The 13266-nt window shown below is 39.4% G+C and carries 9 protein-coding genes; 3 read left to right on the forward strand and 6 right to left on the reverse strand.

Translation table 11 applies throughout. The features are described 5' to 3' along the window. Positions 1-198: 198 nt before the first annotated feature. A complete protein-coding gene (locus N6A79_RS01330) occupies positions 199-1212 on the reverse strand; it encodes an HWE histidine kinase domain-containing protein (RefSeq protein ID WP_262079550.1) in 1014 nt (337 codons plus the stop codon). A 474-nt stretch (positions 1213-1686) separates the two neighbouring features. On the opposite strand from N6A79_RS01330, the gene N6A79_RS01335 reads away from it, so the two are divergent. Together N6A79_RS01335 and N6A79_RS01340 are read left to right on the forward strand one after the other, a co-directional pair. Then, positions 1687-2643 carry a PAS domain-containing protein gene (locus N6A79_RS01335; RefSeq protein ID WP_268546672.1) on the forward strand — a complete coding sequence of 319 codons (957 nt, stop codon included), beginning with the start codon at positions 1687-1689 and terminating at the stop codon, positions 2641-2643. A 450-nt stretch (positions 2644-3093) separates the two neighbouring features. Beyond that, complete coding sequence (locus N6A79_RS01340) at positions 3094-4065, forward strand: PAS domain-containing protein (protein ID WP_268546673.1); 972 nt, start codon at positions 3094-3096, stop codon at positions 4063-4065. A gap of 316 nt (positions 4066-4381) precedes the next feature. Here N6A79_RS01340 and N6A79_RS01345 read toward each other — a convergent pair whose 3' ends face one another. The 3 genes from N6A79_RS01345 to N6A79_RS01355 all read right to left on the reverse strand — a co-directional run bounded on the left by N6A79_RS01345 (position 4382) and on the right by N6A79_RS01355 (position 7963). Then, positions 4382-5413 carry an aspartate-semialdehyde dehydrogenase gene (locus N6A79_RS01345; RefSeq protein WP_182418556.1) on the reverse strand — a complete coding sequence of 344 codons (1032 nt, stop codon included), beginning with the start codon at positions 5411-5413 and terminating at the stop codon, positions 4382-4384. A 399-nt stretch (positions 5414-5812) separates the two neighbouring features. Then, positions 5813-7429 (reverse strand): bifunctional phosphoribosylaminoimidazolecarboxamide formyltransferase/IMP cyclohydrolase, encoded by a 1617-nt coding sequence (purH, locus tag N6A79_RS01350; RefSeq protein WP_268546675.1) that lies wholly within the window; start codon positions 7427-7429, stop codon positions 5813-5815. 114 nt (positions 7430-7543) lie between these two features. Beyond that, complete coding sequence (locus tag N6A79_RS01355; protein WP_268546676.1) at positions 7544-7963, reverse strand: hypothetical protein; 420 nt, start codon at positions 7961-7963, stop codon at positions 7544-7546. A gap of 511 nt (positions 7964-8474) precedes the next feature. On the opposite strand from N6A79_RS01355, the gene N6A79_RS01360 reads away from it, so the two are divergent. Continuing rightward, a complete protein-coding gene (locus tag N6A79_RS01360; protein WP_268546677.1) occupies positions 8475-9902 on the forward strand; it encodes an aldehyde dehydrogenase family protein in 1428 nt (475 codons plus the stop codon). 75 nt (positions 9903-9977) lie between these two features. Here the strand turns inward: N6A79_RS01360 and N6A79_RS01365 are convergent, their stop codons facing one another. Continuing rightward, on the reverse strand, positions 9978-11237 hold the full coding sequence (locus tag N6A79_RS01365) for a DMP19 family protein (protein ID WP_268546679.1): 1260 nt from the start codon (positions 11235-11237) through the stop codon (positions 9978-9980). Positions 11238-11652: 415 nt separating this feature from the next. Next, positions 11653-13044 carry an L-serine ammonia-lyase gene (locus tag N6A79_RS01370; RefSeq protein ID WP_268546681.1) on the reverse strand — a complete coding sequence of 464 codons (1392 nt, stop codon included), beginning with the start codon at positions 13042-13044 and terminating at the stop codon, positions 11653-11655. Positions 13045-13266: the final 222 nt, after the last annotated feature.

Consider the following 13266-nt stretch of genomic DNA (forward strand, 5'->3'; position numbering starts at 1 on the left):
AGTTAACATGGAGCCTTTTAAAAGCCTTATAGCCCTAGTTCAAGCAAATTTAGTGGCGAAAACACAAAATTTGCCTATAATTATCGAGTGAAAAAAAATGCCAAGACAGCTCTGCGTTAGTTAAAGACAATGAATATCCTATTTGTTTTTAGCCATAAATCTAAACGCTTATTGCTGTTGAGTACTGCGCAAAAACTTCTAGTCATCCAGATAAAGTTTGATATAACAGCTAAATCCATCAGGCTTATAATTAGTTGAGATTTTATTGCGTACATCAATGCCAAGACTACGTTGTATAAGTTTTGAGCCGAAGCCGTCTCTCCCTTTTTTAAACGGCTTAGAAGAATTGTCTTCCTGTTTTATATTATTATTTGTAAATTTTTCTTCCCATAAAATATCGATTGCACCATCTTTTTGTAATTGCCAATGAATTGACAATGCTCCATCCGGCACCGCTAATGCTCCATATTTCAATGCATTGGTTGCCAACTCATGCAAGGTCAGACTTAACGGTAAACAATAGCGTTTTGGTAAATTTACAGAAGGGCCTTCAATTGTAATATTGGGAAAAGTTTCAAGGCTTGTTGCAATAGAATCTTTAATAATATTGCGTAGATCAAGCTTCAATATGCTTTCACCAGCAATGGCATTTTGAGCTGAATTTAATATTTCAAGTCGATTGTAAATTTTTTGTCGGGCGCTGCTAATATCATCACTTGTTTTAAGGGTTTGCAATACAATTGCTTTGGCAACTGAAATAATGTTCTTAATACGATGAATCGATTCGCCATTTAACAGCTTTACTTCTTCTTCATATTCACGCCGTTTAGTGACATCTACTCCTTGCACATAGATCCCAATCATTTCACCGCTGGCGGATCGCAATGGTTGGTGAATCATATCCACATAACGGGTAACGGGGTGATCACTACCTGGAGGCTGTACCAAAATTGGTATGTCATTACCAATATAGGGCTCGCCGGTTTCCCAAACTCTATCAAGCTTTTCGCGCACTGCATCACGAGCAAATTCAGGTACAATTTCATCAACTGTATGGCCGATAAGATCAGTTTGCCAAACAAGCTCTTCTAGGGCCTTATTGGTTATATATATCTCATGTTGCCGGTGAAGATACACAATAACAAAGCCGGGAGCCTGTGCGATAAGCTCCCTTAAAAAATTGATGTCGGAAATAACTTTTTCCTTTACCATCGCAAATGCCCAACCCCATTAACATTTCATAAGACAGAATCAATTTTATATATAAAAAATCACGATAGCATCATTTGGACTCAGGAAATAATATTTAAACATTTAACAGCTTTTCGCTTTCAATTATCTCATTTAGTTGGACAGAAGTTTGAATAAAAATTGTCAAAGCGGTTCTGTAAGATATTTTGCCAATTAGCGTATCGTTAAACTTCAATCAAAAAATTTTAACAAAAATTAACCGCGCAAACCTTTCAATTGTCTTTAACCGCCATAACTAACGAAATTAGGTGCGGTATTGTAGTATTTTTCTAAACTAGGAAATAAAAAAGGTTTACATTTGACTGTTATCAAAGCAAAAGAATATTTGTAATTTATTGATCTTTCTATTTTTCAATATTCAATTTCATTTTTGCTGCATCTTTAAGACTAGATTTAAAATTTATGAGGTAATATTGAGTGTATGCAAAGGAAATTTTGTCTGAGCTCGATTTTTTAAGGCAAGTCGTCGCGCAGGCTCCAGGTTTTGTTACTGTATTTTTGGGTCGTGAATATCGCTATGCTTTTATGAATAGAGGCATGGAAGTGATGCTGCGCGGACGCAATGTTATTGGCCAAACCGTTTTTGAAACCTTGCCCGCTGATCTTTGTCATGAAATTACAAATCGACTTGACCGCGTTTGGAAAACCGGAAAACCTTTCATGGCCAAAGCCTTAGCTTATCGAACTTACGATAAGAATAAGAATGATATTATTGTGCGTTATGGTGACTTTTTGCATCAACCGATTAAAAACCATGATGGCAAAATGGTGGGCATCTATGTGCAAGGGATTGATGTTACCGATCGAAAAATTGCACAAGAAAATTTGGCGTTTTTAAAGCATCAGTCTATAAGCCTTATGCGTGATAATATAATCATGATCGAAAACTCGGTTGATCATGCATTAGAAACAGCTGATAATCTGGATAGTGCTTATAACGACGTGCAACGTCGCTTTGATTTATTGGCAGAGTTACAGGCAAGTTTTTTAAGCAATACGAATGGCAATAGAAGTCTGCACAGCATTATCCGAAGCGCGATATCGCTCATAATGCCTAATGCGCAAGCTATAGAAATTAGTGGGCAACCAATTGAACTAGACCGCAATTACCAATCAGCTTTGGTGTTGTTGATGCAAGACATGGCACGCATTGCTATTAAAAACGGGGTAGCGCCTGAAAAAATCCATATAAGTTGGAAGCGAAACGGCCAAAATAAGTTAAATATAGCTTGGCAAGAAAAAGCGATCGAAACTGATAAGTGTCAATTATCAAGCCTTGATAGCAGTGTTGTAAATAGATTAATGACGCTGAACCAGAAAAATAAGATAAAATCGTTAAGACGTTCGCAAAATATTGAATATGTACTTGACCTATGTCTTGAAGATGCATGAGCATAGGGAGATATTATCATCTTACTGTTTAACTGTGGAAATTAATAGCAATGTTTAACCAGACATTCTATTGCAGGTGCAATAAGTTATAGTGGTCATTTACTTAGCATGATTATTCATGGCTCGCGCGCTTAGAACATATTAATTCAGTTTTAATTGTAGTTTTCATATAAACAATCGCCTAAAATTAAAACTTTGCTCTATTTATTGGCTCCTTAAAATCTGTTTGCTTTGATAAAAGTCATTCAAGCGCGCAACCAATTATCAGTTTTATGCGTTGTTACTATATCGATCATGACTTACTGTGGAATGCGCTTATTTTTAAGTGATCTATTTACCTTCTAATTAATCAATTAGATGAATTCCCTTCAAAAGTCACACCTATTTTCCTGCATTGCTCAGCGCATTTTCGCTTGGCTTAAGATGCGTTGTTTGAATTGGATATTTATTTTGACTAATGTTAAAAAACTTCCAGAATTGGCATTTTTACAGGATTTGCTCGCGCAAGCCCCAGGGTTTGTGATGATTTTTTTAGGAGAAGATTACCGGTTCGCTTTTACAAATAAGGAAGTTGAAGTGATGCTTGGTGGTATGGATGTAATCGGTTTAAGCATTAAAGAACTTGCACCTGAACCATTACGAAAGGATATAGTCGGCCGTTTAGATTCAGTTTGGAAAACTGGAAAACCATTTATGGCGCGGGAGCTGCCTTATCGTGCTTTTATCAATAACGGTCCAGACTTTAAAATTCGCTATGCCGATTTTTTGCATCATCCTATTCGCGACAAGGAAGGCGAGATTATTGGTATTTATGTGCAGGGAACAGATGTAACAGAACGTAAGCATTTTCATGAAAATCTTGCTTTATTGAAACAACAATCGGTAAGCGTGGTTCGTGATATAATCAAAATGATTGAGCGTTCAGTTGATGAAGTATTAAGCCGTGAAAGTGATACAGTAAGCGCTGAAATGGAATTACAACGCCGCTTTGATCTCTTGGTTGAAGTTCAAGCATCTTTTATTGATATGCAGGGCTTATCTAAAGATATTGAGGAAACTATCAGGAATGCATTATCATTAATGGTGGCTGATATCAGCGCTATTTCTATTAAGGGCGATCGTGTTGCTTTGAGTGCGCTTTACCAACCTCCTTTGATACTTTTAATACAAGGGCTCATTCACGATGCGATTGACAATAATGTTGAGCTTGAAAATATAAGCATATATTGGCGCGTTTTGGATGGCAATATGTTGAATATTGTTTGGCGGGAACAAAGGCTCAACCCACTCCGTGATAATAATGGCGATATTGACAATAGCCTTATTTATCGTTTGATTAATATTAATCCTAACAATAATCTTTCCACACTTCAGGAAGATGGCGTTTTGGAATATAATATTGATATATGTCTTGATGTTTGAGGCAAGCATTTTAGAAAAAGTGCGTAGCGGTTTTTCGTTAAGAAATGCGTAGAAAAAAACATTTTAGAAAAAGTGCGTAGCGGTTTTTCGTTAAGAAATGCGTAGAAAACAGTAATTTAGAAAAATTGTGTAACGGTTTTTCGTTAAAAAATGCCTAGAAAATAGCACCTTAGAAAAAGTGCATGTGGTTTGTAGTCATACCATGTGATGCTTAGCTCATTGGATGATAACTTTTAGGGATAATGATGAGATCTCGTTAAGCACCTATAAAAATCCCCAAAATGGGTATTCCATTTTGGGGATAGATTGTCGTCATTTATGCAGCTGATTTAGGTGTCAATAGACCCTTGGCAACGAGAAGTTCAGCAATTTGTACTGCGTTTAGGGCAGCGCCCTTGCGCAAATTATCAGCAACCACCCAGAAAGATAAGCCGTTTTCAACGGTGATATCTTCGCGGATACGGCTAACAAAAGTATCATCTTCGCCGGCAGCTTCATGGGGTGTGACATAACCACCATCTTCGTGCTTATCAACTACCTGAACACCTGGAGCGTCACGCAATAATTCGCGGGCTTCTTCAGCGCTAATTGGCTTGTCAAATTCAACATTAACCGCTTCACCATGGCCAATAAAGACAGGAACACGCACAGCTGTTGCGGTCATCTTGATCTTTGGATCAAGCATCTTTTTGGTTTCGGCTACCATTTTCCATTCTTCCTTGGTGTAGCCATCTTCCATAAAGACATCAATATGAGGAATAACGTTAAAAGCAATGCGCTTGGTAAACTTTTTAACCGAGATTGGATCACCAACGAAAACGCCGCGTGCTTGTTCAAAAAGTTCGTCCATGCCTTCCTTACCTGCACCCGATACCGATTGGTAGGTGGATACAACAACGCGCTTGATGGTCGCTGCATCATGTAAAGGCTTTAACACGACTAAAAGCTGTGCAGTTGAGCAATTTGGATTGGCAATAATATTGCGCTTTTTAAAATCATTAATCGCATCGGGATTAACTTCAGGTACAATCAAAGGCACATCAGAATTATAACGCCATGCCGAGGAATTGTCGATAACGACACAGCCCTGTGCGGCAATCTTAGGTGACCATTCTTTTGAAATAGTACCACCAGCCGACATAAGGCAAATATCAGTATCGGAAAAATCATAATTATCAAGGGCGCGAACTTTAAGCGTTCTGTCACCATAGGAAACTTCTGTTCCTAAACTGCGTCTTGAAGCAAGCGGAATAATTTCATCTGCAGGAAAGCCGCGTTCTTCCAAGATGTTAAGCATTTCACGGCCAACATTGCCTGTCGCACCTACAATTGCAACCTTATAACCCATTTTGTCACTCCTGTCCCTCTCCGCTTTTCACGAGAACCCGGCGGCCACACCAGGCTTTCTCCCCGGGCCTTGACCCGGGAGAGGGGCGAGTTGGCCAAGGGACATTAAACCGTTTTGGTTGTCGTTTTCTTGAGGCCAGATTTTAGAGTTGACGAGCGCGCAGCAAGGCTTACACCAAAATGGTGTGTAAATTGAGCCAAATTTTCCGATAACTTGCGCATTTTCGAAAACTCCTATGGGATTTGTTTTTAGCGTTTTTTTGCCATAAGTCAATTATCTATTCTATTTCACTCAAAAAATATTGGTGCGGGACAAATAAAAGTCAAATCCTATGCCTCCATTACAAAAGCAAAATCCGCCCAATGACATATTGAGCGGATTTAAATATTGCAGGTAAAATTAATGGCGGAAATGACGCATACCAGTAAACACCATGGCAACATTATGCTCATTAGCCGCGGCAATTACTTCATCATCTCGGATAGAGCCACCTGGTTGAATAACTGCGGTAGCACCTGCTTCAATCGCTGATAATAAACCATCAGCAAATGGGAAAAATGCGTCTGATGCAACAACCGAGCCTCTGGTTTGCGGCTCGCTCAAGCCTTGGGCATTGGCTGCATCGATGGCTTTTTGTGCGGCAATACGAGCGCTATCCACACGACTCATTTGGCCAGCACCAATGCCGACGGTCGCACTATTTTTAGCATAAACTATGGCATTTGATTTTACATGTTTTGCAACACGGAAAGCAAATTTCATGTCATTTAATTCACGCTCAGTTGGTTGGCGCTCAGTTACCACTTGTAAATTACAGGCATCAACAATGCCATTATCACGACTTTGCACCAAAAGGCCACCCGCGACACTGCGATAGGTAATGCCTGCAGCTTTAGGGTCAGGTAAACCACCGGCAATGAGCAAGCGCAAGTTTTTCTTGGCGGCGATGATTTCGCGCGCTGCTGGGGTTGCATCGGGTGCAATAATAACTTCGGTGAAGATTTTTACGATTTCTTCTGCAGCGTCTTCATCAAGAATGCGATTTAATGCCACAATGCCACCAAAGGCTGAAACAGGATCACAAGATAGGGCTTGTAAATAAGCGTTTTTTAAACTTGTGCCTTGCGCTACACCGCAAGGATTAGCATGCTTGATAATTGCAACCGCGGCTTGCTTTTCTGGCGAAAATTCGGCAACTAATTCAAAGGCTGCATCGGTATCATTGATGTTATTATAAGAAAGCTGTTTGCCCTGCACAACTTGCGCTGTTGCAACACCAAAACGTTTTTCACCATTGACATAAAAGCCAGCTTGTTGATGTGGGTTTTCTCCATAGCGCATAACTGTGTGCAATTTACCTGCTGTTGCGCGCCAAGTTGGTGTATCAATTTCTAATGTTTTGGCAAACCAATTAGAAATAGCCGCATCGTAAGACGCAGTGCGAGCAAAAGCACGAGCCGCTAATTTGCGGCGAAACTCAAGGTTGAGGCTACCTTCATATTTATCAAGATTAGCAAGAACTTGGTCATAATCATCAGGATCGGTGACGATGGCGGTATAGGCATGGTTTTTAGCCGATGCCCTAATCATAGCAGGGCCGCCAATGTCGATATTTTCAACAATGGTGTCATTGTCAGCATCAGAGGCGACAACTTCTTCAAATGGGTAAAGATTAACAACCACAAGGTCAATACCAACAATGCCATGATCTTGCATAGCTTTGGCATGTTCTGGGTCGTCACGCACGGCTAATAATGCCCCATGGACCGATGGATGCAAGGTCTTTACACGGCCATCCATAATTTCAGGAAAGCCAGTAATTTCCGACACATCGCGCACTTTCAAGCCTGCTTCACTAATTGCTTTGGCTGTGCCGCCTGTTGAAATAAGTTCAACCCCGTGAGCAGTGAGCTTAGTTGCAAAATCAATCAAACCGCGTTTATCAGAAACAGAAAGCAAAGCGCGGCGCACCCGATGTAAATCAGGAGCGGGAACATGTTTAGAAATGACAGCCATGAGAATTACCCTATTTGAAGATGGAGGGAAAGAATGGCTATGCCATAGCATAGACAAACAAAAATTCCTATAGTGACATTATGAATTCAATATAGGAATAACCCTGCTTTACGACTATTTGCTGTTGCCGTAGAAAATACCTTGCGTTTGGTATAAATGAAGGACGCGTTTAGCTAATTGGGGGTCGGTTAAGTCATCCATAGTTATGTCTAATTTATTTTTCTGTGGATCATTAATAAGATCAACGAAAATTCGTTCACAAAATCGCTGGTCTGAAGTCATCAAGTCTTGAAGCTTTTGAAGGGAACTATCGACAGGAAGCTTTGCCATTTTGGTTAAGCAAAGCATGTTTGTAATATCTATTTTTCGTATTGAGAGTTCTTTGAATAGAGGGTCTTTGGTTATTTCGCCAAAAAATACAGTTAATTGTTCATCGCTTGCATTAGCAGGATTTTTTTTGCAGCCAAAAACAAAATTACAAAGCAGGGCTAAAATGACAAATTTTAGCAGTAAATATTTTGGTTTATTTTTCAATTGTTTTTCTTTTCATACATTTTTAGCGTATTTTTTGCCTATTATACGAAATATGCCATATTATAAATTAAAAACCCTACATAATTTGATCAAAATATTTACGTATTTTATCAAATTATGGTATTTTCTATTTCAAAAAGCGTTTCATTGTATTATGGCTAAGGATCTTGAAAACCTGCGTTAACACAAATGAATATCTAGGTAATGCATGATACGGGAATATTTTGATCCAATGCATGTTAAGATATATATAAAAAAAAGTGAATATTTAATCGTTGAAACTTAAGGTGGACATTGGTTCGTTAGGTATTTTAATAATAGCATGAATATTCTTAAAATTCATGGATAAATTTTTTGTAATTTGCCAGTTCGTATATGGGAAAGCCTAAAGAACTGTAATATAAACAGCCAATAAGAGTTGTATTTAGATATTATGAAATAAATTCTGGGGTAATCGCATTGCTCCATTGTCGTGCAAACACTTTAATCAATAAACTATGGGAGATAGAATATGATTGAGAAACGCCAATTCTATATTGATGGTAAATGGGTTAATCCAATTCAAAATAATGACTTAAGCGTTATTGATCCAGCAACCGAAGAAGCCTATGCGGTTATTTCCATTGGTGGTATAGAAGACACCAATAATGCTGTTGCAGCAGCTAAAAAGGCCTTTCCAACATGGTCGCAAACAACACCAGAGGAACGGCTTAATTATGTGGAACGTATTTTGGCTGTTTATAATCGCCGTATCAGTGAAATGGCTGAAGCTATTACCTATGAAATGGGTGCGCCAAGCGACATGGCTTTGTCTCAACAGGCAGAAGCTGGAAAATGCCATATTGAAGATTTTATTGCTGCTTTTAAAAAATTCAAATTTGTACGCCCCCTTAACGAAGAAAATGAGGGCGCACTTGTTTATGATGCCATTGGTGTCGTTGGTTTGATTACGCCGTGGAACTGGCCGATGAACCAAGTTACTTTGAAAGTCATACCGGCCCTTCTTGCTGGTTGTACTATGGTGCTTAAACCATCGGAAATTGCGCCAATGTCATCATTGCTCATGGCAGAATTTATTGATGAAGCTGGCGTTCCTGCAGGCGTTTTCAATTTGGTTAATGGTGATGGCGCTGGTGTTGGCACTTGTCTTTCTGGTCACCCTGATGTGGAAATGATTAGCTTTACCGGTTCAACTCGCGCTGGCAAGGCAATATCTGAAAATGCGGCTAAATCCTTAAAGCGGGTTGCACTTGAGCTTGGTGGTAAAGGTGCTAATATCATTTTTGCTGATGCAGATGAAGATGCGGTAAAGCGCGGTATTTTACATTGCTTTAATAATAGCGGTCAAAGCTGTAATGCGCCAACCCGTATGATGGTTGAACGTCCACTTTATGCAAAAGCAGTTGAATTTGCGAAAAGCTTTGGTGCAAGCGTTAAAGTTGGCAATCCAAAGGAAGCAGGCAATCATATTGGCCCTGTTGTGTCTAAAGCACAATTTGATAAGATTGAAGACCTTATTCAAGTTGGTATAGATGAAGGGGCAACTTTGCTCTGTGGCGGTGTTGGTCGTCCCGATCATTTGTCAAAAGGCTATTATGTGCGCCCCACTATTTTTGCTGATGTGCGTGATGATATGCGCATTTATCGTGAAGAAATTTTTGGCCCTGTTTTGTCAATTATGCCCTTTGATAGCGAGGAAGAAGCAATAAAACTTGCCAATGATACGGAATATGGTTTGACCAATTATATCCAATCACAAGACGCAGAAAAATGTCGCCGCGTTGCGCGTGTTTTGCGCTCTGGCATGGTGGCCATCAATGGTAAGGGCTTGCCACGTCAATGCTTCTTTGGCGGTGTTAAAAGCTCCGGTCGCGCAAGAGAAGGTGGAATTTGGGGGATTGAAGAATTCCTTGATAGCAAAGCCGTCTCACAGTGGTAGTTTTATACATTGGTAGTTTTATAAAGCAAAAAGGCAGCGTTACCGCTGCCTTTTTTATAGGGTGCGATAACAGCTCTAATGCGGTATAAGATTTTCGTTAATGGTAATAGTATACATGAGGTTTTCAACCTGCTCGATTATTGCTATTAGATCTACATCTTCATCAAAGTCAGTAAAATTATCATAGTCAATGTTGCCGGCAATTGTCATGTCAGTTGGGACGTTTGATAATTCGTCGGGATAAGCCTTTTTGTAAAGATAAATAGCTTCTTTAATCTGCAATGCTAGGTCTTTTTCGTCATTATCATTTAAAGCCCTTAGCAAATTCGCAATATCTCGACCCTGGGTGTTGAATAAATATTGTCCAATGCCACCATTGGTTATTTCCATATTGAACCAAAAGAGTGAAAATATATCTTGATATGCCCGCGGTAATCCTTTGAAGGCAGTCGCCTCATCCACGCCTGGCTGTTGGATCATTGCAACCAATTTATATTTCAAATATCTAAAGCGGTTTTCATCACTTATATTTTTTCTTTGTTCTTCATACCATTTTACTAGGTTGGGCTTTTGACATAGGCTGTGGCCAATTGCTGCAAAAAATGCCTTTTGGTTGGGGAAATTTTGTAGCTTTTCCTGCATGCTTTTTGTTTTGGCAGAAGAAAAATAAAGCTGCTCATAGTCATGTTCACTAAATTCTTCCGCTAGCCGATTATTGGCTTTGGCTGTAGCACGGCGTTGTTTTATATTTTCTATATAGGCTTTTCCTTGGGCTGAAGAGCCAAGCTCTTTTAATCCGTCGAAAAAAGCTGCGTCAAGCTCGTCTTGTGTCGCTAGTATTTTAAAGCCAATTATGTTTTTTTGATGTGGATCAAAGGCATCGTAACGCTTATCAAATTCTTTCATGATTGCTTCAAATTGGCTAGCCAATTCGGGCATGTTTTGCCGGTTTAAAGCTCTTAGCACATAGGGCGCAAAATCAGAGTCACGAGTTTGAAAATATCTGGTTATATTGGGAAAACGTGCGACATCATAAAGCCAAAAGATATCTTGCACATCATCATCCATTGCAAGCAAACGCTGATCGGCTTTTAAATTGCCATAGGCTTGTTGATTTTGTTCAGGCGGATTTAGAAGCTGTGGGACCAACTCATTAGCTAATCCTAAGAATTGATGGTCTAGCAGTTCATCAATAGTAATGTTTTTTAAATCGATCAAATTTTGAACTTCTCCTTGTTTTGGTAGATGAATAGGACATTGTGCTGCTGCTTGTGCTTGGGCAGTTAATATTCCAATTGCTGCAAAAAGGATAAATATTTTAGATTTTGTATACAAGTTAGAAGCCTTATTAAAAGAGAGTATATCCTTTGATATTTAATCATAAATTATTTTATTTATAGAATTATGCAGCTTTTTAAATATATAATGTAATTAATACATATTAAAAATTCAAATGTACTGTTTAGGGATAGAATTTATTGATATGATTACGCTCATCCACAAATGTTTTGTAGTTGTTGATCTGTTAACGAACGGGATATAGGCAGATATTGAACATCAGATGCTGCAAAGCTGTCTATATGACTTATCCATTTAACTGTAATAGCTATAAACTATCTATGCTAGCCCTTTATCTTATGTTGTTGGCTGTCGAAATGAGCCTATTGGTTTGAAATTAAAAATTTTCAATTACAATGATACCAATACAAATGCCTATGATTTTTAAAATAAATCATATGTACTTAGAAATTTAACATTCTGGCACATTGACAGCAAGACCGCCTTGGCTTGTTTCCTTAAACTTCAAATTCATGTCTTCGCCGGTTTGGCGCATGGCTTCAATACAATTATCAAGTGGCATAAAATGGGTGCCATCACCGCGTAAGGCAAGCGATGCCGCCGCAACGGCTTTGGTTGCACCAAGGCCATTGCGCTCAATACATGGCACTTGCACAAGACCTGCAACGGGGTCGCATGTCATGCCTAAATGATGCTCAAGCGCAATTTCGGCTGCATTTTCTATTTGCATTGGCGTACCGCCTAAAGCTGCGCAAAGACCTGCTGCCGCCATAGCTGATGCTGATCCAACTTCACCTTGACAGCCTGCCTCTGCACCAGAGATGGACGCGTTATGTTTGATCAGTCCACCAATTGCGGCGGCAGTTAGTAAGAAATCTGCAATTTTTTCCTTTGTCGCACCATGGCAATGGTCAAGATAATAACGCAAAACTGCCGGTACTACACCGGCTGCACCATTGGTTGGAGCAGTTACCACACGGCCGCCTGCAGCATTTTCTTCATTAACCGCCATAGCATAAACAATTAACCAATCGGTGGCGGCGTGGGGCTGCATTAAATTACTTTGTTTTTCAGTGATTAATTGCTGATAGATCCTTTTTGCGCGTCGCTTTACGCGTAAGCCACCCGGTAATTCGCCATCATGTTCAAGCCCGTTATCAATGCAATTATTCATAACCGCCCATAATTGGTCGATACCCTCATCAAAATCACTTAATGAGCGGCGGCAAAGTTCATTTTCGCGCTTCATTTGGGCAATAGATAGGCCACTCTCGCGTGCCATGGTTAGCATTTCTAAAGCATTTTCAAAGGGGTAAGGGAATACCGTGGCATCGCTATTACGCTCAATATTATGCTTTTGGTCTTCTAATTGCGCGGCGGTTAATACAAAGCCCCCACCGATTGAATAATAGGTTTCTTGTAAAAGCTCGGTGCATTTTTCATCAAAAACTCGAAATATAATGCCATTAGCATGGCCGGGCAAAGGCGGGCCATAATCAAAAATAATATCTTTTTGCGGATCAAATCGCATTTTGGGCAGCCCAAGCGGTCTAATCTGCTTTTGTTCTTCCAGTGCTAAAAGCTCGGCTTCGGCTTGGTTAGAATTTAGAGTTGCAGGTAAAAAGCCTAATAATCCTAAAGCAATTGCTCGGTCGCTAGCATGTCCTTTACCGGTAAAGGCGAGTGATCCATAAAGCGTTGCGCTAATTGCATGAATTTCGTTGTTTTTACGATAGTTTCTTAAATAATCTAAAAAAAGGGAAGCCGCACTCATTGGTCCCATTGTATGGGATGATGATGGACCAATGCCAATTTTAAAAATTTCAAAAATACTCAAAAACATTAGCAGCCTCGTTAAATAAATGTGAAACCGCATTTAAGCTATAAAACTTCACCTATCAATCTTGATAATATCATGACAGTTTAGAGTTTTTCAAGCTTTGTTAAAAGCGACTTGCTGTTTATTGAGTTTGTTTTTTAAACCAAAAGCGCTTGTTCTTAAGACTGGGGATAATCTTATTGCATTTTCAGTATAAATTAAGTGAGTTTTTGGCTCAGATAATTC

Origin of the sequence: Bartonella sp. HY761 (assembly GCF_026743145.1) — a bacterium.
Taxonomy (GTDB): domain Bacteria; phylum Pseudomonadota; class Alphaproteobacteria; order Rhizobiales; family Rhizobiaceae; genus HY038.